This window comes from Corallococcus sp. CA049B, assembly GCF_003611685.1.
In the GTDB taxonomy this organism is placed as follows: domain Bacteria; phylum Myxococcota; class Myxococcia; order Myxococcales; family Myxococcaceae; genus Corallococcus; species Corallococcus coralloides.
This window is the reverse complement of record NZ_RAWC01000005.1, coordinates 59,805-83,332: the sequence shown is the minus strand read 5'-3', so window position 1 is coordinate 83,332 and position 23,528 is coordinate 59,805. Positions and strand designations below refer to the sequence as shown.

Below are 23,528 nucleotides of genomic sequence, written 5' to 3'. Positions count from 1 at the left end.
ATCTGCTGCGGATGCTGCTGAGGAATTCGAGGCTGGCGCTGGTGCTGGCCGTGGTGACGGGGCTGGCCTCGGGCGCGAGCAGCGCGGGCCTGCTCGCCATGACGGGTGCCGCGCTGGTGGGCAAGGCCCAGGGCATGGGGTGGTACTTCGCCGCGCTGTGCGCCGCCGCGCTGCTGTCGCGGTTCGCCTCGCACGCGGTGCTCAACTGGATGCACCACGGGCTCGTCTTCCAGATGCGCACGGAGCTGGGGACGCGGATGCTCGCCACGCCGCTGCGGCGGCTGGAGGACCTGGGCAGCCACCGGCTGCTGGCGGCGCTCACCGGGGACATCTCCTTCGTCGGCGCCGGGCTGATGCTGCTGCCCCAGCTCATCATCCACCTGGCCATCCTGCTCGGGTGTCTGGGCTACATGGCCTGGCTGTCCCGGCCCCTGCTGCTCACCACCCTGGGCTTCATGGCGGTGGGCATCGCCACGTACATGCTGCCCGCGCGGCGCTCGCTGGGGCTGATGCGGACGGCGCGCGAGCTGTACGACCGGCTCCTGAAGCACTTCGACACGCTGTCGGAGGGCACCAAGGAGCTGAAGATGCACCGCGAGCGCCGCCTGGCCTTCCTGCGCGAGGACCTGGTGGGCACCTCCGCCTCGCTGCGCCGGGTGGACGCGCTGAGCGGCGCCATCGACGCGGCCAACTCCAGCTGGGGCATGCTGCTGTTCTTCGCCATCATCGGGTTGCTGCTGTTCGTGATGCCCACCTTCGGAGGCATCGACTCCGCGACGCTGACGGGCTTCAGCCTCACCATCCTCTACATGCAGCAGCCGCTGGACTCGGTGCTCAACAGCTTCCACGGCGTGGGACAGGCCACCGTCGCGTTGGGGAAGCTGGAGGCGTTGGGGCTGGGAGAGGAGCCGCCGGAGCTCCAGGGCCCCCTGGAGGCCCCCCGCGCCTTCGAGCGCCTGGAGCTGCGCGCCATCACCCACGCCTACCGGCGCGAGCACGAGGACGGCCGCTTCCTGCTGGGCCCCATCGACCTGGCCCTTCGTCCGGGGGAGCTGGTGTTCCTGGTGGGAGGCAACGGCAGCGGCAAGACGACGCTGGCCAAGCTGCTCATCGGCCTCTACACGCCGGAATCAGGAGCTGTCGTCCTGGATGGCAAGCCCCTTGCCAGCGAGCAGGACTGGGAGCGCTACCGGCAGCTCTTCTCCAGCGTCTTCGTGGACTTCTGCCTCTTCGACCGGATGCTCGGCCTGGAGCGCCAGGATTTGACGGAAGCCGCCCAGCGCTACCTGGAGCGTCTGCAATTGACCCACAAGGTCCGCATCGAAGGGGGCGCGCTGTCCACCACCCGCCTGTCGCAGGGACAGCGCAAGCGGTTGGCGTTGCTGACCGCCTACCTGGAGGACCGGCCCATCTACCTCTTCGACGAGTGGGCGGCGGACCAGGATCCCGTCTTCAAGGCGCTCTTCTACGAACAGCTGCTGCCGGACCTGAAGCGCCGGGGAAAGGCCGTGCTCGTCATCACGCACGACGACCGCTACTTCCACCTCGCGGACCGGCTGCTGCGGCTGGAGTACGGCCAGCTGTTGCCGGAAGAGACGCCGCAGGCCCTGCGCCCGCACGGCTCGTGACGGACGGAGGGTCCGCCACGAGCGGGGGCGCGCCGGGAGCTATTCCCTGTAGGCCATGAACCCGAGCCGCTCCACGCGCTCGGCCCACGCCTTGGTGAGCGCGGCCTGGAATTCGCCGCCGGTCAGCAGCTCGCGCAGGGCGTGGGTGGAGGCCTCCAGTTCGGAGGGCACGGCGTCCGGCCGCCAGTTGTCGATGATGGTGTTCCGGCCGCCCAGCTTCGAGGTGAGCACGTCCTTCACCAGCTCGCTGATCATCTCGGAGAGGTTGGCCTTGTGCCAGAAGCCGATGGCGCACGTGGCGACGACGCCGCCCGTGCCGGTGGCGACATGGTAGGCGGATCCAGGCCAGTACATGACGTCACCGGGCTCGGCGATGAGCTCCGTGGCGTCCTTCTCGAACAGGGGGATGGCCGCGTTGCCGGCCTGGAGCTGCTGGAGGCGCTCCGGGTGTTCATCGAAGTACGCCTCCGGCCACACCAGCATCCGCTTGCGCCCTTCGATGACCAGGGTCAGCACATCGGCGGAGTCGTCCTTGTGGATGCCGAACGGCGTCACGTCGTAGTCACCCGCGAAGATGGTGGACTCGACGTTGCGCGCGGGGATGCCCACGCGGGAGATGAGCGGAGCCAGGAGCTCCCGCAGCAGGACGCCCAGCCGCGCGTTGTAGAGCTCCACGTCGTTGAGGATGATGCCGACGCGCGCGCCGTCGAAGGTGGCGTTGAGCTCCTGGATGTAGCCCGACAGCCCGTCCCCCCGGGGCATGAACTTGAGCTGCTCGGTGGGGCCAATCTGTCGGCCCTCCACGAAGAGGCGGACGTGGCCGCCGCGCTGCCTGGACGGCGCGGCCCCGGCCCCCTGACCCATGCTGTGGGTGACGTAGCCTCCGAAGGTCTCCAGGACGTCCAGGCCCGTCAGGAGGTCCTTCGGAACCACGCCCTTGAAGACCACGGACCGCTTCTTCCAGTAGTCCCGAGCGAAGTCGTCCCAGAACGCCGCCGTCAGCGCCGTCTTTTCCATGAAAACCTCCCTTTAAGGGAAGCGTCGACGGGCTCACACTCTGTGTCAATACAGGTTTGAAAATGCCTGGCGACTACCCGTTGCGCTTCGCGAAGTCGTCCATGAAGGACACCAGCGTCTTCACGTGGTCCACGGTCACCGCGTTGTACAGGGACACGCGGATGCCTCCCGTGATGCGGTGGCCCTTCATTCCCACCATGCCGGCCTTGGCGCCTTCAGCCACGAAGGCCTCTTCGAGCTTTTCATCCGGCAGGCGGAACACGACGTTCATGTACGAGCGCGACGCCTTCTCCACCGGGGCCCGGTAGAAGCCCGCGTTGCGGTCGATGGCCGCGTACAGCAGCTCGCCCTTCTCGCGGTTCCAGGCCTCCACCTGCTTCAGGCCTCCCACTCCCTTGATCCACGCGAGCACGTTGCGGCAGAGGTAGATGGAGAAGGTCGGCGGCGTGTTGTAGAGCGAGTTGTTCTCCGCGTAGGTCGTGTAGCGGAAGATCTTCGGGATGTCCTTGCGGCCCTTCGCCATGAAGGACTTCTCCACCAGCACCAGGACGATGCCTGAGGGCCCGATGTTCTTCTGCGCCCCCGCGTAGATGAGCGCGAAGCGGCTCACGTCGATGGGCTTCCACAGGATGTCGGAGCTCATGTCCGCCACCAGCGGCACCTGCCCCACTTCCGGGAAGGTGTGCCATTGCGTCCCGAAGAGCGTGTTGTTGCTCGTCATGTGGACGTAGGCGGCCTTCGGATCCAGCTGGAGCTCGGCCTGGGTGGGGACTCGCGTGAAGCGCTTGTCCTTGTCCACCGTGTTCGCGGCGATGCGCGGCGTGCCGTAGTAGCGCGCCTCGTCCACCGCCTTCTCGCTCCAGCCTCCCGTCACCACGTAGTCCGCGGAGCCGCCCTGGGGCAGGAAGTTCATCGGCACCTGCGCGAACTGCTGCGAGGCGCCTCCCTGGAGGAAGAGGATCTCGTGGGTGTCCGGGACGGCCAGCAGCTCCTTCACCAGGGCGAGGGTCTCGTTGTGGACGGCCTCGAACGCCTTGCCCCGGTGGCTGTGCTCGATGATCGACATCCCCGTGCCCTGGAAGTCGAGCAGCTCGTCCCGGGCCCGCTCCAGCGCTGCCGTGGGAAGGCCCGCCGGGCCGGGATTGAAGTTGATGACGCGCATGGCAGTGTCCTCTGGCAAGTGAACCGCGCCGGCATTCTCGCCGGAGGGACTCCGGGGGTCACGAGCAACGTGGGCTCGGGCGGGCGGTGGCCTTCCTCCGCCTGGTGGGGGTGCTAGCGTCCCGGGCGTGTCCCCCACTCCTTTGGCCTCCGCCTTTCTCGCGGTTCCTGGCCGCGCGCCTGCTTCGCTTCCGGAGCCCTCGCACCTGGAGGATCTGCTCCGTGCGTCGATTGACCGCGCCCGGGCTCGCTGGCCCGGGGTGGAGCTGGAGCCGCTCGCCTTCGTGGCGTTCGTCGCGGAGCGGCTGACGTCTCCGCCAGTGCTCCTGGAGGCGCTCGAAGGGGCCTCGCCTGCCTTCTCGGAGCTGTACCTGGCCTCCGGGTGCCTGCGGCATGACCGCGCCGCGCTCCAGTTCTTCGAGGACGGCTACCTCCGCGACGTCGGCGCGTTCGTGTCCGGCGTGGACCGCTCTCCGGCTTTCGTCGCGGAGGTGCGGCAACTGCTCCGCGAGCGGCTGTTCACGGGTGAGCCGAAGATCGCGGAGTTCACCGGCGGCGGCGCGCTGGGCGGCTGGGTGCGGGTCGCGGCGCTGCGCATCGCGCTCAACCTGAAGCGCTCCGAAGCCCGGGCCGACTCCGCCGCGCAGGACTCCGTCGAGTCCGCGTTCGGCGAGCAGCTGGGGCCGGAGCTCGAACACCTGCGCTCGCGCTACCGCGAGGCCTTCACGGAGGCCGTGCGCACGGCGCTGGGCGGGCTGTCCGACCGGGACCGCACGCTGATGCGCCTGTACCACGTGGAGGCGCTGTCCCTGGACGCCATCGCGGCCCTCTACCGCGTCCACATGTCCACCGTGTCGCGGTGGCTCAGCCGCGCTCGGGAGCAGGTGGCGGAGAGCACGACGCGGCGGCTGTGCGAGCGCCTGGGGGTGGGCGCGTCCTCGGTGGACAGCATCGCGGCGCTGGTCGTGAGCCAGGTGGACCTCAGCCTGACGCGGCTGCTCGGTCCGGGGGGCTGAACTTTCGCTGCAAGGGATTTCCCGGCCGGTGTCAGGGCGTCGAAAGGCCCCTTCCGGGCCTCACCGAGGAAAGCCCCATGCGCGTTGCTTCCTGGCTGTCCGTCGTCACCCTCGCCGCCACCGTCTCCGCCTGCGAGCCGTTCCCCGACGATGCCCCCTCCATCCCCACCGAGGTGCAGTGGCCCGGCGAGGCCTTCTTTCCAGAGGGCATCGCGGCCTCGAAGGACGGCACGCTCTACGCGGGCAGCCTGGGCACCGGCGCCATCGCGCGCGTCAAGCCGGGCTCGCTGGGGGCCGAGGTCTTCGTCCCGGGCCGGGCCTCCTTCGGCGTCTACGGGCTCGAGGTGGACGAGGCCCACGACACGCTCTGGGCCTGCACCTACGACGACCTGCTGCTGCCCGCGCAGGCCTCGTACCTGAACGGGTATGCGCTCTCCACGGGCGCCCTGAAGGCCAGCCATGCCATGCCCAGCGAGGTCAGCTTCTGCAACGACGTCGCCGTCGATGCCGCGGGCAATGTGTACGTGACGGACTCGTTCGGGAACGCGGTCTTCCGGCTGGCCGTGGGTGGGACGGCGCTCGACACGTGGTCCTCGGATGCCGCGTACGAGCCCTCCGAGCCGGGCCTCATCACGCTCAACGGCATCGCCTACGACGGGGCGAACCGGCTCTACGTCGTGAAGAGCGACACGGGCGCGCTGTTCTCCATCGATATCCAGCCGGATGGCAGCGCGGCGGCGCCCGTGACCATCCCGGTGACGCCGGCGCTGGAGACGCCGGACGGGGTCGAGTGGGTGGATTCGGGCCGGCTGTTCGTCGTGGAGAACACGGTGGGGCGGGCTTCGCTGGTGACGCTGGGTGAAGGCGCTGGCGCGAAGGAGGTGCTCGCCAACGGCTTCGTGGAGCCGACCGCCGCCGCGATCACGAAGGATGGCGCGTGGGTGCTGGAGTCGCAGATGGGCTTCTTCTTCGGCACGCCGGGGACCCCGGCCCTGCCCTTCCGCGCGTACCGGGTCGCGGTCCCCCCTCTTCTGCCCTGAGCGCGAACGCTCGTAGAGTCGCGTCCCACCATGTCGGGATGTCCCTCCGAGGAAACGATTCTCGCCTTCGTGGAGGACCGCCTGCCGCATGAGCAGCGCGCCCTCGCGGAGGCGCACCTGTCCCGCTGCGATTCCTGCGGGTCGCTGCTCGCGGCCGTCGCGGCGACGTGGCACGCGGAGGGCCGGCTCGCGGAAGCGGCTCCTCCCCGCTCGTTCGCTCCTGGGGAGCAGGTGGGGCCGTACGTCATCGTCGACCATGCGGGCAGCGGCGCGATGGGGGACGTGTACCGGGCTCGCGATGGGCGGCTGGGCCGGGACGTGGCCTTGAAGGTGCTCCCGCTCCGGTTCGCGCAGGACGCGGAGCGCCTGGCCCGCTTCCGCCAGGAGGCCCGCGCGGCGGGGGCGCTGTCCCATCCCCACCTGCTCACGCTGTTCGACGTGGGGACCCACGAGGACGTGCCGTACCTCGTCACCGAGTGGCTGGAGGGGGGCACCCTGCGGGCGCGGCTGATGCGTGGGCCGATGCCACCTGAGCAGGCGCTGCGGATGGGCATCCAGTTGTCGCAGGGGCTCTCGGCTGCGCACGCGCGCGGCGTCATCCACCGCGACCTCAAGCCCGCGAACATCTTCCTGTGCTCGAACGGCAGCGCGCGGGTCCTCGACTTCGGGCTGGCCCGGCTCACCGAGCGGCTCGAGGACGCTTCGCTCACCCAGAGCGGAGCAGTGGTGGGCACCGCCGGGTACATGGCTCCGGAGCAGATCCGCGGCCAGGGCGTGGACGCTCGCGCGGATGTGTTCTCGCTCGGCGCGGTGCTCTACGAGGCCGTGAGCGGCCGCGCTCCCTTTGGCGGTGACAGCCCGGTGGAGCGGATGAGCGCCGCGCTCCGCGATGTGCCTCCCGTGCTGCCGGGAGAGCTGGGGACGGTGATTGCTCGCTGTCTGGCGAAGGACCCGGGCGAACGGTTCCAGTCCGCGCAGGACCTGGCCTTCGCCCTGGAGTCCATCGCGGCTCGCGGTGCGCCCCTGGCCTTGCGGCGCGGAGTGTTCCCACGCCCTGCCCTGTGGGTGGCTGCGGCGGCCGTGCTGCTGTCTGTCGTGGGTGGCTTCCTGGCGTTCGGACACAGGCCGGCGACTCCGGCGGTGCCGACGGCGCAGTCCTCACGCCCGACGTACCGCCCCGTCACGTTCCGCCGGGGCCACGTGCTCAACGCCCGGTTCTCCGCGGACGGACACACGTTGCTCTATGGCGCGGCGTGGGAGGGAGGACCCGCGGAGCTCTACAGCGCGCGCACGGAGCGTCCGCTGTCACAACCGCTGGGGCAGCGCGCGGATGTGCTCGCCGCGTCTTCCAAGGGGGAGCTGGCGGTGCTGCTCGAGCCCCGGTTCTTCGACGCCGACCACGGCAGCGGGACGCTGGGCCTGATGCCGCTCGCGGGCGGCGCGCCCCGGGCCGTGCTCGATGGCGTGCTGGAGGCGGACTGGGGACGCGCGGATGGACCGCTCGCGGTGGTGCGCCGCGTGGGTGAGAACTTCCGGCTGGAGCAGCCCCCCGGCACGGTGCGCTTCGAGTCCCAGGGATGGATCAGCCACGCACGCGTCTCCCCCGACGGAGCGCGCATTGCCTTCCTGTTCCATGCGCACCCCAAGGACGACCGGGGCGGGGTCTGGGTGCTGGAGAAGGACGGTCCGCCCCGCGAGCTCTCGTCGGACTGGGCGAGCATCCGGGGGCTGGCGTGGGCTCCGGATGGAAGCGAGGTGTGGTTCACCGCCTCGCTTACAGGCGCGGACTCCGAGCTGTTCGCCGTCGACCTGCGCGGCGCGACGCGGCCGGTGGATCGGATCGCCGGGCGGATGGTGCTGCATGACATCTCCCGGGACGGCTCCGTCCTGGTGGATCACCCGGTGATCCGCACGGGGCTGGCCTTCGGGCACGCGGGATTGGAGAAGGACCTGACGTGGTCGGACTCGTCGTTCATGACGGACATGTCCCGCGACGGCCGGACCTTCCTCTTCGCCGAGGGCGCGGAGGTGGAGGGCCCCACCTACGGCGCCTATCTGCGCACCTCCGATGGCGCACCACCGATCCGCCTGGGCGACGGCATCCCCATGGCGCTGTCTCCGGACGGCAAGCAGGTGCTGATGGTGCGCTACGGCGAACAGATGGAGTTCCTGCTGCTCCCCACGGGCGCGGGCGAGCCCCGGTCGCTGTCGCTCACTCCTGTCACCACGGTGCTCACGGCGCGCTGGTTCCCGGATGGGAAGCGGTTGCTCCTGCGCGCGCACGAAGAGGGCCGTCCTGCCCGGCTCTGGGTCTTCGAACCCGGCGCCGGAGCCCCCAGGCCCATCACGGCGGAGGGCATGGGCCTCACCGCGGCCATCTCTCCGGACGGCTCACGGCTCGCGGCGGTGGATGCGGAGGGGAGCCTTCGCGTGTTCTCCGCTACAGGCGAGGCGCAAGGCACGGTCCCCGGCCGGTTCACGGATCAATGGGTGGTGGGCTGGGACGCGAGCGGAACGGCGCTCTACCTGCGAAGCGTCTCGCTCCCGGTGCACGTCTCCAGGGTCGACGTGAAGACTGGCGTCAGCACACCGCACCTGACCCTTCCGGCGGGCGGCGTCACGCCGGGCCTCATCTCCGTGATGACGCTGGCCATCTCCGAAGACGGAAGGTCCTACGCATACACCTACAACGAGGCGCTTTCCCGGCTGTTCCTGGTGGAGGGATTGGCTGCCGGGCGGCACTGAATGCATCCGAGAACCGCGCCGCTCCGGACCGTGCCGAGCCGGGCCGCGCGGTTCCCGTCACTTCACTTCACGTCAGGCGTTCTTCAGGTTCTCGTTCACGAAGTCCCAGTTCACGAGGCTGTTGAGGAAGACCTCGACGAACTTGGCGCGCAGGTTGCGGTAGTCGATGTAGTAGGCGTGCTCCCAGACGTCGACGGTGAGCAGCGCCTTCTTGCCGTGCTTCATCGGCAGGTCCGCGTTGGACGTCTTCATGATGGACAGCTTGTTGCCATCCTTCACCAGCCAGGCCCAGCCGGAGCCGAACTGCGTGATGGCGGCCTCGGTGAACTGCCTCTTGAACTCGTCGTAGGAGCCGAAGTCGCGGTCGATGGCGGCCGCGATGTCACCCGTCGGCTTGCCACCGCCGGCCGGCTTCATGCAGTTCCAGAAGAAGGTGTGGTTCCACACCTGGGCCGCGTTGTTGAACACGGCGCCGTCGCTGCTGAGGATGACCTCCTCCAGCGACTTGGCGGCCTCGGGCTTGCCGGCGGTCAGCTCGTTGAGCTTGTTGACGTAGGCCGCGTGGTGCTTGTCGTGGTGGAACTCCAGCGTCTCCTGGCTCATGTGAGGGGCCAGCGCGTCCTTCTTGTACGGGAGCTCGGGCAGCGTGAAGGGCATTTGGGTGCGTCCTTTCCGGGTTCAGTGAGGTTGCAGCTACGCGTTCGCTACTTCGGGGCGGGCCCTGGCTCCGGGTGCGCCGTCAGCGCGCGATATGCCCGGTTCCAGTAGAGCAACGGTTCTCCGTCTACTCCCCGCTGGATGCGCTCCACACGGCCCACCAGCAACAGGTGATCGCCGTAACGGTGCACATCCAACAGAGTGCACGCCAGACCCACCAGGCTGTCCTGCACGAAGGCTCCTTCGTCGAACATCTGGCCTTCGGCCTCCCCCTTCGCGCAGCGGACCGACACGTCGCGTTGGATGGTGGACAGCACGCTCACACTGAAGCGGCGGGCGGCCTCCACCCGCGGAAGCGTGCGGGAGGACTGCTGCAGCGCCAGGACGATGAGCGGAGGCGTCAGGGAGAGGGAGCTGAAGGAGCTGATCGTCGTCGCCGCGATCCCGTCCGCGTCACGGACGGAGACCACCGCCACCCCGCTCGCCCACCGGGACATCGCCTCCCGGAAGTCCAGGGCCGACACCCCTTCAGTACCGCTCTGAGTCATGTGCCGGTCTCTACCACCCGCCCCGCCACCCGGTCAGCAGTTCCTCCAATCCATTGGCGGAATACCAACGCAGTGGCACCTGCCCTCCGGGCCCGTCCATGGCCGGATCCACCCGCCATCCGTATGCTGGCCGGCTGGAGGCGCCCATGGATCCGTTGTGGGGGGAGACGCTGAGGCGTCTGGATGCGCTGCTCGTCCAGGTGTGTGACCTGGAGGAGGCCCGCGCGGCGAAGCTCCGGGGGGAACAGGAGGCGGGCTGGGATGCCGTGCGCACCACCGTGCGCCCCTCTACCGCCGAGCTCGCGTTCAGCTCCGCGCTCGCGGAGACGCCGCTTTTGGGAGCTGCGCCTCCCCTTCCCTTCGCCCGGCTGCGGGCCTCGCTTCGCGTGGACCCCGTGGAGGAGGAGGCGCTGTTGCTCCTGCTCGCGACGTGGCTGGAGCCCCGGTACTCGCGCCTGTTCGCTGTGCTCCAGGACGAGACCGCGCAGGGCTGGAACGTGGAGCGGTTGCTGCTCACCGTCCTGGGGCGCACGCCCGCTCGCGCTCGGCGCTTGCTGGCGTCCCTGACCGACAGCGGGCTTTTGGTGGGCGGTGGATGGGTGCAGACAGGGGCCGGCGCTTTTCCTCCCATGCTCCGGCCCGTGGACCTGGCTCCGGAGGTCCGCGAGGCCCTGCTGGAGCTGCCCCGTCCCTCCGTGCTGGGGGAACTCTCCCTGGAGTGGCATGGGCCGGAGGCGCTGCCTTCCTCCTCGCGCGGGACGTTCGCCGTCATACATGGCGAGGGGGAACGGCTGGGCGTGGCGCTGGGGCTCGCCGCGGAGGCGGGTGTGCCGCTGGTCGTCGCCCGGTGGGCGGGGGCTCCGGATCCGGTTCCCATGGCCCAAGCCCTGTGGCGTCTGGCGTCCGTGCGCGGCGCGCTGTTGGCCGTGGACATGTCCGGTGCCGAGCGGGGGCTGGCTCTCTCCGTCACCGAGACGCTGTCCGGGCTGTGCCAACGGTTTGGTGGGCGGGCCCTGGTGCTCGCGGACTCCGCGCAGCCTGTCGCAGTTCCGCACCACGATGCTCCGGCGCTGGGCTTCGTCCAGCGGCGGGCCCTGTGGGTGGAGGAGGCCCGGGCTCGGGGACTGTCATTGACGGAGTCGGACGCGGGACGGCTGGCGTCTGGCTTTCGGGGAGGGCGTCAGGAGATCCGCCGCGTGTTCGACTCGGCTCCGGGCGGTGACGCGGAGGCGCTTCGCGCGGCTGCCTCGCGGCTCGTCCAGGTGCCCCTGCGCCATGGCTACCGGCTGGAGACGTCACGGACGTTCGCGGAGCTCGTGGTGCGGGACACCACTCGCGCGGCCCTGGAGCGCTTGCTGTTCTATGTGGCCCAGCGCGACCGCGTCGCCGAGGAGCGGGGCCTGTCCCGCCGCTTCCGGCTGCACACGGGCCCGGTGGCGCTGTTCTCCGGACGCTCCGGCACGGGCAAGACATTGGCCGCGGAGGTCATCGCCCATGCGGTGGGCCGGCCTCTGTACGTCATCGACCTGTCCCGGCTCGTCAGCAAGTACGTGGGCGAGACGGAGAAGAACATCGACGAGGTGCTGTCCCACGGCGAGCGCTCTGGCGCCGTGCTGTTCTTCGACGAAGCGGACTCGCTGTTCTCCTCGCGCACGGAGGTCAGCAATGCCAATGACCGCTTCGCCAACCTGGAGGTCGGCTTCCTCCTCCAGCGCATCGAACGCCACGACGGGCTGATCATCCTCGCCACCAACCTGCAGACGGCCATCGATGAAGCGTTCCTGCGCCGCTTCCACGCGCGCATCGAGTTCCCCTTCCCCGAGGTCGAGGAGCGCCGCCGCATCTGGGAGCTGATGCTTCCGGAGGGTGTTCCTCGCTCGGGGACGCTCGACCTGGCGGGCCTGGCGCAGCGGCACCGGCTGGCGGGTGGTGACATCCGCAACGCCGCGCTCAAGGCCATCTTCCTCGCGGAACAGGCCGGTGCCCCGCTGGCCCAGGAGCACCTGGAGCGCGCCGTCGCGCTGGAGCTGTATGAGCTGGGCCGGCTCTCGCGGCGTCCGGAGGCGGACGCTCCCTCGGATGCGGGCACACGCCTGCGGCGCGTGGCGGAGGTGTTCCAGGAGGCACTGGACTCGCAGCTCAGACAACACTTCCTGAAGGAGGTCCACATCCTCCACGGCTCTCCCACGCGGGAGGCGCTCGCGGGGAAGCGGCCCGCGGTGTCGCTCGCGCTCTACCGGCTGGCGGTTGCGCAGAACGGTGCGCTGCGGCTGGGGCTCATCGTCTCCGCGTGGTCGCACCGCGCGGAGGAGGAACATGAGCTGCTCGGCGTGCTGCATGGGCTGCTCTCACGTGGACTCCCGCACGAGCTGGATGGCCGCAAGCTCACACCTCGCGTCCAGGAGAGTTATGACTTCGACCTGCTCCACCGCTTCTGGAGCAGTCATGGACATCCCATCCGGGCCTCGCTGGTCCTCGATGTGGAGATGACCTAGCGTCCCTCGCGCTGATGGTGCGGGGGGGACCGTGCGCATCCGTGACCAGGGCCCGAAGGCCTCCGCCAAGGCCATGCTCCGGAAGAACTCCGGGCGCACTCCCTCGTCCTCCGCGGCCCTTCCCCGTGCTCCGGGGGTCGTTCCCCGGGGCCCCTCCTCGTCCAATCCCGCACGTGAGCTGGCGGCACGGCTCGCGTCACTGAAGGGCGCGGCCCCTGCCCTTCACGGGCCCGTGCTTCGCGATGCCGCGCGCGACCTGGAGCGCCGCTGGAGCGACCCGGCGTGGCGCACTCTGGGCGGTCCGCGCTCGCATCTTTTCGAGCCTTGTCCGGTCCACCCGCCGGAGGTCGCGCTGCTCTCCACGCCCGGCGCCGTCGAGGCGGAGCTGGGCATCCATGGGCTCTCGCCACAGCCGAACACCGGGCTCGCGCAGGCGGCGGGCGCGTCCCAGCCCGCGACCGTCGCGCAGCAGGAGGAGGAGGCTCGGCGGCGTGATGCGGCGCGCATGGCCGTGCTGCCTCCGGGCTCCGCTGAACAACTGGGAGACACCGCCGCGCGGCTCGCCGAGGCCCGTGATTCAGACCTCACGCCAGTCACTGGCACCGAGGAGTCCGAAGCGGCGGGACTTGGGGGCAGCACCTCTCCCGCGCCCGATGACCTTGCAGCGACCACCGTCGATGCGCCCAGCGCGGGAGGTGAACTGGCAACGCCGGATCAGGCTCCCGCACCCGCCTCCATCCCCGCGGGGACGGCCCCTGGCGGCATGGACGACGCCGCTCGCATCGACACGCGGGTGACCGGGCTGTCGGGCCAGAGCGACGTCCACATCGTCGTCCGTCAGGCGTCCCCTGGCGCAGGGCCCCTGGAGCCCCCTTCCATCCAGACGGATGCCACGGTCGACGCAGGTCCCAAGGTGCCCGTGCCGCCGGCCGCGATGGACTGGCAGAAGGAGCTGGCCGCGGCCCACGCGCAGGGCGTCCAGGGCATCCAGCACGGTCTCGAAACCGCGCCGGATCCAACGGGCGCCGTCGCGGCGGTGGAGCCCCCTGCCCTCCTTCCCGCTCCGCCTCCTGCTCCGGCAGCGCCTGCCACGGCAGGGCCCATCCCCTCCGCTCCGGCGATGAGCACGGACGCGGATCCGGTCGCCGCATGGAAGGGTCGCATCGCCAGCAGCACGGCTCGGGTCCCGGAGCCCCAGCTTCCTCCCGCGCCTCGCTACACGTTCAAGATCATCCAGGCCGCCGTGGACCCCAACGCGGTCCGCGCCGCGCGCCTCAAGCAACTGGAGGACGAGGGCAAGAAGGCCATCACCCCGGCGAAGCAGCCCAAGGACCTTCCGGCCATCCCGGACGACCCCACCGGCAAGGCCTCCTCGCTGGTGGATGCGAAGTGCGAACGGAAGCTGGAGGTCAAGGAGGCCAGGCTCCCCGACCTGCGGAAGAGCCCGCTGGGCCACGTGCCGGAGATTGGCGCGCAGCTCATGCGCGACGACGGCGGGCACACGCTCATCAAGGGCCCGCTCGGCGACATCGTCTACAAGCCCGGCGGCCCCAAGCCCACCGACCCGGAGAAGCTCAAGGACTGGACGCGCCTCCAGAAGAAGATCACGGCCCAGGCCGAAAAGCAGAAGAAGGCGAAGGTCCAACCCAAGGAACCCGCGAAGGGCATCACCGTCCTCGAGCAGGCCGCCCCCGCGCCCATCAACGTCCCCGACTTCGCTCGCGTGGACATTGGCGACGTGCTGGCGCGGCTGCTCGCCGCTCCGGACAAGTACGCCGATGCCTCCGTCCAGAAGGCCCGCGAGGCCTATGTCCCGGGCGGCCTGGATGCGTCCTGGGGCGTGCCGCTCATCGCCGCCGAACGCCCCCTCTTCGCCGCGGAGCTCCAGCGCGTCGCGGACGCCGCGCAGATCAAGAAGGCGGACCTGGACGCGAAGGTGGAGGCCCGCCGCAAGCAGCTGGTGGACTCGCACGCCGCCACCGCCGGCTCGCTCAGCAAGGCCCACGAGGAGGCGAAGAGGAGCCTGGAGGAGAGCGGCAAGTCCTTCGCCGATTCCCTGTCCCGCATGCGCGCCTCGATCGACGCGCAGTCCGAGGCCAAGGCCGCCGCCATCAAGGGCGGCGTCGACCTGACCGAGGCCCGGCGCAAGCGCGACGCGCTCATCGCGGCCGTGGACACCAAGGTGAGCAACTGGGTCGTCCGGTACGACCAGAACGGCAAGCGCTTCAAGGAGTCCTTCGCGAAGGCCGCCAGCGACCAGATGCACGCCTACGAGCTCGCCGCGCTCCAGGACGAGTGGGAGCTCAAGAAGGACGCTGGCGATGATCCGGTGAAGCTCAAGGCGGCCACGGAGGCGTACCGCCCCACCAGGAAGTGGCTGGACGACCGCCGCAAGGAGCTTGGCGCTGTCGTCGCGAAGGCGAAGCGCGACATCGACCAGAGCGTGGAGCGCTACCAGCAGGAGCTGCACGACGCGGGCAAGGAGGCCCGGGAGGTCATCCGCGACTGGCACGCGAAGCAGATCGGCTACGAGCGCGGCTTCTGGGACCGGCTGCTCGGGTGGATCATCGACTGGCTGGATGCCGCCCACGACGAGAGCCGCGCGTGGGAGGCCGCTCGCGCGGCGGAGAACAAGACGTCGTTGGATCAGAACATGCTGTTCCTCGCGGAGGTGCGCCTGCGCCAGGGCGAGGCGCTGGACGCGGAGGCCATCCAGGGCAACCGCGCCCTCAGCGAGGAGCAGAAGGCCATCCTGCTCTCCTACTACGGCAAGGGGGGCAAGGACGCGGTGCAGGCGCTCGCGGAGGGCCTGGCCGTGCGCATCATCGGCCAGCGCCGCAAGCCGCTGATGGAGGCCCTGGAGAAGGAGCTGCTCGCGTCCACCGACCTGGAGCGGCTGAAGGTCGTCGTCGACCAGCAGGAGCCCCTCTTCAGCAACCGCGCCCGCAACATCTCCCTCAAGGTCTGGGAGGGCGTGGACCAGTGGGGCACGGACGAGAAGAAGATCTTCGACGCGCTCGCCAACCTCAACCCGCTGCAGGGCCACTACATCGAGGTCCTCTACCAGCAGGAGCACGACGAGAACCTGCGCGAGCGGCTCAAGAGCGAGCTGGACGACTTCTTCAGCACCACCACGCATGACTGGGACAGGGCGGAAGCCCTGCTCTCCGGCAACGCCGCCAAGGCCGCCGCCGTCGAGCTGAACGACGCCATGGAGGGCACCTTCCTCGGGACCGGCTGGGGCACGGACGAGGACGCCATCTTCAACCTGCTCCGCGGCAAGACGCCGGAGCAGATCGAAGTCATCAAGAAGGCCTACCAGCAGAAATACGGCAAGGACCTCGTCGCCCAGATGGACGACGAGCTGCGCAGCGGCGCGCGCACGACGCACGACGCGGACGAGATGCACGCCCTGGTGGAGGGCCGCACCGAGGACGCGCGCGCCATCGAGATGGACCGCGCCATGCGCGGCGGGTGGTTCTTTGGCCTGGGCACCGACCGCAAGGCCATGGAGGGCGTCTACGACCGCATCCGCAAGGAGACGGAAGCAGACGCGCAGCAGTACGGCTGGGATTCCAAGACGTTCCGCGCGGAGCTGCTCAAGCGCAACCAGGCCATCGACGCGTCGTACGAGAAGCAATACGGACCGGAGTGGACCGAGCGCACCGCCGGGGAGAGCGCGCTCAGCGCCGCGTTCCACGACGAGATGAAGGGCGAGGACCTCAAGCTCATCGAGGGCCTGCGCGACGACAAGGGGCTCCAGGTGGATGCCGCGCGCATCCGCATCGAGCACACCAGCATCTTCTACGCGGACGACAAGATCATCCGCGACGCCATGTCCGCGCAGGGCAAGCGGCAGATCGCCGACGCGCGCCGCGACGGCTACCTGGACATCCAGGAGCGGATGGACATCGAGCGCACGCTGGACGAGGCGAAGGTCAAGCCCGCCAGCGAGGGACCGCTCACCGAGGAGGACCGCCGCAAGGGCCGCATCAGCGAGCTGGAGTTCCTGGAGAAGTGGAGCCCGGAGAAGGTCCAGGCCCGCGTCGCGAAGGAACGCAAGGAGGTGGACGGCAAGGCGAAGGCCCAGGCCCAGGCCGACGCGCAGGCGAACATGAAGGCGCTGGCCGCCGAGTACGACAGCGCCTACGTGGAGGGCACGCACCTTCAGGCGGGCTTCGAGCAGGCCGTCCTGATGGACACCTCCGGCGCGGACCGGGACGCCGTCGCGGCGATGCTCCAGAAGGGCTACCTCACCGACGCGGAGATCGTTCAGTACGCCGTGCAGGGCGTGGGCACGGACGAGGACGCGCTCAAAGAGGTCTTCGCCGGGAAGACGAAGGCGGAGATTCAAGCCATGGCCGAGGAGTGGGCCAAGGACCACCCCGCCGACCCTGGCGACACGCGCACGCCCTTCGAGCGCTTCCGCGCGCGCATCGACGAGGAGCTGAGCGGGCGCGAGGCCTTCGACATCCTCGACATGGTGGACTACGGCGAGCCCGTCACGCCCCGGGAGAAGGCGGACCGGGCCTGGCGCCGGGTGCACTTCGAGGCGCGCTCCACCAACAGCATGGCGTCGTCGGAGTACCAGCTGGTGCTGGACCAGGCGTCCGCGCTCGACGCCGAGGTGAGCGCGCTGGAGCTGCACGAGCGGATGCGCCCCAAGCCGGGGGACAAGAACTACACCGTCGACGGGCTGCGCCAGTGGCAGGACGACTGGGAGAAGAAGTCCGAGCGCGTGCAGCGCCAGGGCGAGTACGCCGACGAGGCTGTGCAGATGCACCGCGAGCAGGTGGACTTCATCACCGACCGGCTGGTGACCATCCTCTCCGTGGTGGTGATGGCGGTGGTCATCATCATCGGCGTCGTCGTCAGCATCTTCTTCCCGCCCGCGGGCGTGGGGTTCTGGGCCGCGTTCGGCGCGTTCATGGCCAGCACGCCGGTGCTGGTGGGCACGGCGGTGGCGACGGCCGCCGTGACGATGCTGACCAAGGCCGCCTTGAAGGGCAGCGCCTACGGCTGGGAGGAGGCGGCCACCGACGCGGGCGTGGGCGCCGTGGACGCGCTCACCGCCGCGGCCACCGCCGGCATGGGCACCAAGCTGCTCAAGCTGGGCTTCCTGGCGCGCATGGCGGAGGAAGGCGGCGTGGTGGCGCGGATGACGGCGCACGGCCTGGCCCAGGGCGCGGAAGGCCTGGCGCAGTCCGTGCCCTCCGCGTTCCTGGGCAACGTCCTCAACGACGAGAACTACAAGGGCGGCAACGCGCTCTTCAACGTGCTGGCCGGCACCGCGATGCAGGCGGCGCCGGGCGCGGTGATGGCAGGGGGCCTGGGCGCGCTGGGCGGCATCTCCAAGCCCCACGTGCCGCCGCGCACCCAGGACCTGCTCCACTTCCGGGGCACGCCGAAGGAGCGGCTGACCCTCTTCAGGAAGTGGAAGGCGGAGAACCCCGCCGGAAACATGAAGGAGTTCCTGCGCGAGTTCGACGACGGCCTGCTCAAGCAGATGTCCGGCGACTTCGACAGGAAGCAGCTCCAGCGCGCGATGCGCAAGGAGCTGCTGGAGCACATCCCGCCCGCGCAACGAAAGGCGTTCGCGAACACGCCCATCGAGATGCTCTCCGAGGGCGACTTCGAAGCGCTCACCGGCAGCAAGTCCGCGCAGGCCGTCACGATGTTCCGGCGCGGCAAGCCCACCCTCATCGTCAAGGCGGGCGCGGACCTGTCGGAGCTGGGCGAGGAGGGCCTGCACCTGCTCCAGCGCCACGACAAGGCGACGCGCGAGCTGGTGAGGTCGCTGGACGAGACGGCGCTGCGGCACTGGGACCAGCTGCCCATCGAGAAGCAGTTCGAGCTGTACCGCAAGAAGCTGCGGCTGGAGATCGCGGCGCAGGAGTCGCTGCTCACGTCGCTGGAGGGCAAGCGCGGCGTGACCCTGGAGCCCGCGGAGGCGACCCGCCGCATCCGTCAGGGGAAGAAGACGCTGGAGAACCTGCGCCAGCGGATGAAGGAGGTGGATGCCTTCACGCCGGTGGAGATGGCGGAGTTCGGCCAGGGCGTGCGCTCGAAGCCGCAGTACCTGAATGAACCGCCGCGGCTGTTCAGCAAGAAGGAGCCGCCCGTGCCCCCGCCGGCACCGGAGGGAAAGCCGCCGGAGGTGGAGGGGGCCCGGCAGTTGGAGATGGAGTTCGCCGCGCCAAAGCCGGTGAAGCCGCCGGAGCCGGAGGTGCCGACGCCCCAGCAGATGGAGCTGTTCCCCGCGCCGAAGCCGCCGGAGGTGGTGGTCCCGGAGACGAAGCCACCCAAGGTGGAGGCGCCCAAGCCTCCTGGCGAACCCGAAGTGCCCAAGGGGGACCTGGCCGAGGGCGACTGGCCCCAGACCTCCCACGTTCACGCGAGCGCGGACGTGGGCCCGTACTCCCTCCAGCGGCCCGACCTGGAGGATCCGAAGGTCGCCTTGATGGAGCGCACGCCGCTGACGGAGGCGCAGCTCCAGCGCACCACGCAGCAGTTGGCGGAAGGAGAGTCGCTGGCCCAGGTGGGGCCGGCCTGGGAGGAGCTGAAGTTCAACAAGAAGCGCCGCGTATACGAGAAGCGCTACTACCGCCTGGTCGAAAAGACCCAGGCGAACGGCGAGAAGATCCTCATCGAGGAGATCCACTCCGCCCGCTCGGGAAACCGCTGGGAGACCCGCGGCGACTTCATCCGCAGGGAGGGCGACGAGCTGGAGAAGGTCGCCTCCCTGCGGATGACCGAGGAGAACCTGGGCGACCGGCTGGGGCCAGGCAAGGAGTTCCAGCGCGTCACCTTCAAGCCCAAGGGCGAGCAGGGCAGCGGCTTCGACGAGCTGCTGTTCCAGTTCGATGACGGCGTCAATCCCACGAAGGCGGACATCCACATCATGGAGGTCAAGGGCGGCAGGGAAGAGCCGCGCTTCCGCAAGTTCACCTCCACCGGCGGGACCCTGCCGCGCAACTTCGAGCTGCTGCGCGAGGCGCTGGACGACCCCAACTGGACGCGCGCCCACCAGCTGGGCCCGGCGCACGTCGCGGCGATCAAGACCGCCCTGGATGAGTGGCGGGTGCGCATCGAGCTGCGCGTCGGGCCCAGGACGAAGATGCCGCCCCGCGCCTTGTCCGCGCGCGTGGAGCGGGTGGCCAGCGCCTGGCGCGAGCTGGATCTGCTCACCCGGAAGCTGCCGGAGGGCGCGGTGGAGGACCTGGCGCGCGTCAATCAGCTCCAGGCGGACCTGAAGGCGGCCCTCAAGTCGAAGGACCTCGGCGTCGCGGATCAGGCGCTCAAGCGGGTGGAGGAGGCCGTGAACGGCGCCGAACCCGGCACCGGCCTCTTCGCGAAGCACGGCATCCAACAGGAGGCCCGGCCGCCCCTGGTGCGCGGACTGAATCCCGACGAGGTCGCGGGCACCATCGTCCGCATCGACGAGAAGTTCATGCCTCCCCCACCCGTCAAGCCGGCCTCGGTGGAGGAGGTGGTGGACTCGGTGACGGGGCTGGATGAAACCAAGCGGGTCCGCACGCTCGTGGGCGGCACGGTGCTGGGATGGGGAGGCTTCGACATCACCGAGTCCCTCCAGTGGAAGTCGCGGAAGCTCCTGACCTTCGAGCGCGCGCAGCTGCGCGACATCCGCGACCGGCTCGTCCAGATTCCCGAACTCGACCCCAAGCGCTTCGCCGGGCTGACGCCCATCGACAAGGAGCTGGCGCTGCGCGAGGCGGCGGAGGCCACCTTCGAGGCGCTGGGCATCCCGAAGTCACGGCGGCCGGACGTCCTCTTCAAGAGCCTGAAGGGGGACTATGGCTACATGAGCTGGAACTTCCAGAAGCTCAAGAGCGGGCGGCTGAGGCCGTACAAGAAGCGGGGCCGGCTGGTCATCGCGAAGGGGCTGACGGTGGGCGAAGCGGTGGGCACCATCGTCCACGAGTCCCGGCACTACTATCAGGCCTATCAGGCGTATCTGGAGTCGCTGGGGCGCAAGTCCGCGCATCCGCTCGCGGCGCTGTGGGCGGGCAACCTTCCCGGCTCCGGCGGCACGTACTACCTGTTCGGGGCGAGCTACTATTCACAACCCATCGAGGTGGACGCGGAGACCTTTGGCCGCCGTCTCATCGATCTGCTTCCGGGGCGATGGCCCCCATGAGGTCAAGACGCCATGCGTGGTCCTCCATCCAGGACAGTCACCTGCTACGTGTGCGGTTCGAAGTTCACCGTGCACCAGAAGCTGGTGGTCACGAAGCGCGACACGGAAGTGGTGCCGGACCCGGACGCGTGCCCGTACTGCGACACGCCCCTCAAGACCATTGGCGAGCTGGGCGAGGGCGAGGCCAAGGGACTGGTGCTGCTCGCGGCGGGCTTTCCGGATGAGGTCAAGGAGTACGGGAAGCTGGAGGACTACCTGGAGGAGTTCACGCTGACGGAGAAGGACCTCGACACGCTGGTGGAGGTGGCGCAGGGGTTGGATTTCGCGGCGTGGGCCGAGGACAACGCGCAGCGGCTGGCTCGGCGCAAGAACCCGCGCGTGCAGGCGGTGTCACGCGTCCTTCCCAAGCTCCAGGCACAGATGGAGAACGGTGAGCTTCCCGGGCGATTGCGGCAGGCCGCGGAGCACGTCAAGGATCTGTACCGCAAGCGGAGGGAGCGCCACCTCGCGATCTTCGAGAAGCGGCGGAAGCAGCGATGACGGGCGATGGAGGACGCATGGCGGAGCAACCGGTCGACATCCCCACCACCTGGAGCGCGCTCTTCTCCGGTGGCCGTGAGTGCGCGAACGCGAAGGAGACCGTGAGGCTCCTGACGCCTTCCGCGTTGAAGAACGTGAACGTCCCCGCGCGGGAGGCGGGGCCGCTGAGCAACACGCTCACCCTGGCGCTGGTGCTGTGCGAGCCCTCCGAGGGCCGGGCGCTGGCGGAGCCCCTGTCACGGCTGGCCGGGCCCGCGCTCCAGCAGGTCGCGAGGGACTTCGGCTCCCTGCGGCCCGCGCAGGTCATCAACGTGCTGTCGTTCGTGAACGCGCAGGAGTGCGCGGGCGTGCTGGAGGGACTGCTGGCGGGCTCGCCCGTGGAGGCGTGGCTGGAGGCGCTGATGAAGGTGCGCCGGACGCTGCACGAGGACCTGGCGTACCGGTGTGGACTGGTGGCGCTGGCGCTGGGGCCGCCGGAGCTGGCGGCGCGGTTCGTGGGCGGCGGCGCGCTGACGGAGGACTTCACGCCGGGGCAGACGTTCGGGTTCAACGTCCAGGGCTTCGTGCGCTACCTGGCGACGGCTCGGCTGCGGAAGGCCCCGGCCCAGGAGGTGCGCCCGGCGTGGGAGGCGTTCGTGGAGGCCTTCCCCATGAAGGCGGCGGCGGGCACGCTCGAGTGGAAGGACCTCTTCTGGGCGGCGCGCGCGTACTTCGCGGGCCTGGAGGGGCGGCCGGTGGCGCGGGTGGGCGAATCCCTGCATGCGCGAGTGAAGCCCGCCTGATGCGCTCCCCTGCCCTCGTCACGCGGCCGGAGGTTTCGTTCGAGGCGATGGACCGGGTGCTGGAGGCGATGGGCTGGTTCCTCCAGTCCGAAAGCCAGACGCCTCCGCTCATCCCCGGTGAGCCGGAGCTGGCGGTGTACGTGAAGCGCGCGACGGGCTCGGCGCTCCATTACACGTTCAACCCGGTGCTCCGGCTGCGGGTGCTGGAGTTCTCCGGACCTGACGCCGTGGGGGAATGGGCGATTGTGCGCAAGGCGTTGCCCGTGTTGGAGGCCCCGGCGCTCGCGGCGCTGCTGGCGTCGTCGGAGACACAGGACGTGCTGCTGGGGCTGCTGGCCACGGAGGCGCTGCGCGAGCGCTCGTCGATGGAGCGCGTGGCGGCGCTGCGGTTCCATCCGGAGTTCAGCGTGTCGCGGACCGCGGAGCGTGTGCTCGCGTCGCTGGTGCCGGATGGGACGGAGGAGGCGTTCGCGCGGTTGAAGGAGGAGAAGGAAGCGCACCCGGACCGCTCCGTGCTGTTCGCGCACCTGCCGGGGGAGGAGCAGCGGCGGCAGGTGTTGCGCTGGCTCATCCATGATCAGCCTGCGTCGAATCCGGACGTCGACGCGGTGCTGCGCGCCGCGCTGGTAGACGCGGACGCGGAGGTACGGGTGACGGCGGTGATGGCGGCGGCTCGGCTCCAGGCGAGGGAGGTGCTGCCGGCGCTGCGTGAGGCGCGGATGCCTACTTCGACGCGGGAGGGTGCGGACCCGAGGGACCGGCAGTTCTATTCGAACCTGCGGGACCTGGTGGCCCAGGTGCTGGCGGGCAGGCCTTTGCCTCCGGAGGGTTCACCGAAGCGTGAGCGGATGGCTCCGTTGCTGCGCGCGTTGTCGGGTCCCGCGGACGTGCGGGACGATCCCACGCTGCTGCTGCATGCGCTGACGACTCCTGTGGATCCAGGGTCGCGTCCGGAGGGTCTGCCCGAAGCGGTGGTGGAACGGGAGGGCACGTACCGGCTGCGCCGCTCTGGGTTGGAGGCGCGCTGGGTGCCTCCGGTGGAGCACTGGCTTGGGACGGGGCCGACGCTGCGGCGGGTGAAGTCACCGGGGTTCTTTGTCGCTCGGGTGCCCGTGAGCCGGGCCGCGGCGGCCTGGGCGATGGCGGCTTCGCAGGGGCCGGTGGGGACGGCGGGGCCGGATGTGGAGGAGCCGTTGCCGTGCACTTTCGGGGAGGCGGAAGCGCTGTGCTCGGCGCTGTCACGCATTGAAGGCGCGGCGCTGCGGCTGCCTTCCAGTGAGGAATGGGAGATGGCGGCCCGTGGTCCGGATGGCCGGCTGTTCCCATGGGGCAATTCGATGCGGGACGACGGGGCTTCGCGCGCTTCTCCCTGGGGCGTGGAGGGGCTCGTGGCTTCGATTCCGCAGTGGGCGCAGGGAGGCCTGCTGTGCGGGGGACGAGAGCAGCCGGTGTGCACATCCCGTCGCGAAGAGGCGTCGGCGGTGGGCGCCGCTCGGTGGGTGGTGTCCGCGCCTTGAGCGGGCCCCGCATTTGAGCGGGCGGAGCGCCAGCCGCCTACCTGACAGCTGCGTGCGAGGCGGAGTGGAGGGGAGCAGGAAGAGAGGCCATCCTGGTACGCAAGGTGGCCATCAACCGCCTCGCGAACGGACGACGGGTGGTTCCGGACAGGCGACCTGGGCTATCTCGCCGAGGGAGAGCTCTTTGTGACGGGGCGGCTGAAGGACCTCATCATCCACCGGGG

At 69.9% G+C, this 23,528-nt stretch carries 13 protein-coding genes; 9 read left to right on the top strand and 4 right to left on the bottom strand.

What is annotated here, in order from left to right:
- Positions 1-11: 11 nt before the first annotated feature.
- Positions 12-1,628 (top strand): cyclic peptide export ABC transporter, encoded by a 1,617-nt coding sequence (locus tag D7W82_RS02155; RefSeq protein WP_199727662.1) that lies wholly within the window; start codon positions 12-14, stop codon positions 1,626-1,628.
- A gap of 39 nt (positions 1,629-1,667) precedes the next feature.
- Here D7W82_RS02155 and D7W82_RS02150 read toward each other — a convergent pair whose 3' ends face one another.
- Together D7W82_RS02150 and serC are read right to left on the bottom strand one after the other, a co-directional pair.
- On the bottom strand, positions 1,668-2,645 hold the full coding sequence (locus D7W82_RS02150; protein ID WP_120616723.1) for a JmjC domain-containing protein: 978 nt from the start codon (positions 2,643-2,645) through the stop codon (positions 1,668-1,670).
- Between the two features lie 73 nt (positions 2,646-2,718).
- On the bottom strand, positions 2,719-3,807 hold the full coding sequence (gene serC / locus D7W82_RS02145) for a 3-phosphoserine/phosphohydroxythreonine transaminase (RefSeq protein ID WP_120616722.1): 1,089 nt from the start codon (positions 3,805-3,807) through the stop codon (positions 2,719-2,721).
- Between the two features lie 127 nt (positions 3,808-3,934).
- On the opposite strand from serC, the gene D7W82_RS02140 reads away from it, so the two are divergent.
- The 3 genes from D7W82_RS02140 (at position 3,935) to D7W82_RS02130 (ending at position 8,607) form a co-directional block, all read left to right on the top strand.
- A complete protein-coding gene (locus D7W82_RS02140; protein WP_120616721.1) occupies positions 3,935-4,822 on the top strand; it encodes a sigma-70 family RNA polymerase sigma factor in 888 nt (295 codons plus the stop codon).
- 77 nt (positions 4,823-4,899) lie between these two features.
- Positions 4,900-5,862: an SMP-30/gluconolactonase/LRE family protein gene (locus D7W82_RS02135; protein WP_120616720.1), complete on the top strand. Its 963-nt coding sequence runs from the start codon at positions 4,900-4,902 to the stop codon at positions 5,860-5,862.
- A gap of 30 nt (positions 5,863-5,892) precedes the next feature.
- Positions 5,893-8,607: a serine/threonine-protein kinase gene (locus tag D7W82_RS02130; RefSeq protein ID WP_120616719.1), complete on the top strand. Its 2,715-nt coding sequence runs from the start codon at positions 5,893-5,895 to the stop codon at positions 8,605-8,607.
- Positions 8,608-8,679: 72 nt separating this feature from the next.
- Here D7W82_RS02130 and D7W82_RS02125 read toward each other — a convergent pair whose 3' ends face one another.
- Together D7W82_RS02125 and D7W82_RS02120 are read right to left on the bottom strand one after the other, a co-directional pair.
- Positions 8,680-9,264, bottom strand: a complete 585-nt coding sequence (locus D7W82_RS02125) for a superoxide dismutase (protein ID WP_120616718.1) — start codon at positions 9,262-9,264, stop codon at positions 8,680-8,682.
- Between the two features lie 47 nt (positions 9,265-9,311).
- Complete coding sequence (locus tag D7W82_RS02120; protein WP_120616717.1) at positions 9,312-9,812, bottom strand: flavin reductase family protein; 501 nt, start codon at positions 9,810-9,812, stop codon at positions 9,312-9,314.
- 146 nt (positions 9,813-9,958) lie between these two features.
- On the opposite strand from D7W82_RS02120, the gene D7W82_RS02115 reads away from it, so the two are divergent.
- The 5 genes from D7W82_RS02115 to D7W82_RS02095 are packed head-to-tail and all read left to right on the top strand — an operon-like array spanning position 9,959 to position 23,304.
- Positions 9,959-12,307: an AAA family ATPase gene (locus tag D7W82_RS02115; RefSeq protein WP_120616716.1), complete on the top strand. Its 2,349-nt coding sequence runs from the start codon at positions 9,959-9,961 to the stop codon at positions 12,305-12,307.
- A gap of 31 nt (positions 12,308-12,338) precedes the next feature.
- Positions 12,339-20,465, top strand: a complete 8,127-nt coding sequence (locus D7W82_RS42275) for a hypothetical protein (RefSeq protein WP_147439180.1) — start codon at positions 12,339-12,341, stop codon at positions 20,463-20,465.
- Positions 20,466-20,477: 12 nt separating this feature from the next.
- Positions 20,478-21,005, top strand: a complete 528-nt coding sequence (locus D7W82_RS02105; protein WP_147439179.1) for a hypothetical protein — start codon at positions 20,478-20,480, stop codon at positions 21,003-21,005.
- 17 nt (positions 21,006-21,022) lie between these two features.
- Complete coding sequence (locus tag D7W82_RS02100) at positions 21,023-21,787, top strand: hypothetical protein (protein WP_120616713.1); 765 nt, start codon at positions 21,023-21,025, stop codon at positions 21,785-21,787.
- Positions 21,787-23,304: an SUMF1/EgtB/PvdO family nonheme iron enzyme gene (locus tag D7W82_RS02095; RefSeq protein ID WP_120616712.1), complete on the top strand. Its 1,518-nt coding sequence runs from the start codon at positions 21,787-21,789 to the stop codon at positions 23,302-23,304. Before D7W82_RS02100 ends, D7W82_RS02095 begins: the two co-directional genes overlap by 1 nt.
- The last annotated feature ends 224 nt before the right edge of the window (positions 23,305-23,528 follow it).

What these genes read in the sequence shown, in the direction of transcription:
- D7W82_RS02155 (WP_199727662.1), top strand. Translation starts at nt 12, where the DNA reads ATGCTGCTGAGGAATTCGAGGCTGGCGCTGGTGCTGGCCGTGGTGACG.
- D7W82_RS02150 (WP_120616723.1), bottom strand. Translation starts at nt 2,645, where the DNA reads ATGGAAAAGACGGCGCTGACGGCGGCGTTCTGGGACGACTTCGCTCGG.
- serC (WP_120616722.1), bottom strand. Translation starts at nt 3,807, where the DNA reads ATGCGCGTCATCAACTTCAATCCCGGCCCGGCGGGCCTTCCCACGGCA.
- D7W82_RS02135 (WP_120616720.1), top strand. Translation starts at nt 4,900, where the DNA reads ATGCGCGTTGCTTCCTGGCTGTCCGTCGTCACCCTCGCCGCCACCGTC.
- D7W82_RS02130 (WP_120616719.1), top strand. Translation starts at nt 5,893, where the DNA reads ATGTCGGGATGTCCCTCCGAGGAAACGATTCTCGCCTTCGTGGAGGAC.
- D7W82_RS02125 (WP_120616718.1), bottom strand. Translation starts at nt 9,264, where the DNA reads ATGCCCTTCACGCTGCCCGAGCTCCCGTACAAGAAGGACGCGCTGGCC.
- D7W82_RS02120 (WP_120616717.1), bottom strand. Translation starts at nt 9,812, where the DNA reads ATGACTCAGAGCGGTACTGAAGGGGTGTCGGCCCTGGACTTCCGGGAG.
- D7W82_RS02115 (WP_120616716.1), top strand. Translation starts at nt 9,959, where the DNA reads ATGGATCCGTTGTGGGGGGAGACGCTGAGGCGTCTGGATGCGCTGCTC.
- D7W82_RS02105 (WP_147439179.1), top strand. Translation starts at nt 20,478, where the DNA reads ATGCGTGGTCCTCCATCCAGGACAGTCACCTGCTACGTGTGCGGTTCG.
- D7W82_RS02100 (WP_120616713.1), top strand. Translation starts at nt 21,023, where the DNA reads ATGGCGGAGCAACCGGTCGACATCCCCACCACCTGGAGCGCGCTCTTC.
- D7W82_RS02095 (WP_120616712.1), top strand. Translation starts at nt 21,787, where the DNA reads ATGCGCTCCCCTGCCCTCGTCACGCGGCCGGAGGTTTCGTTCGAGGCG.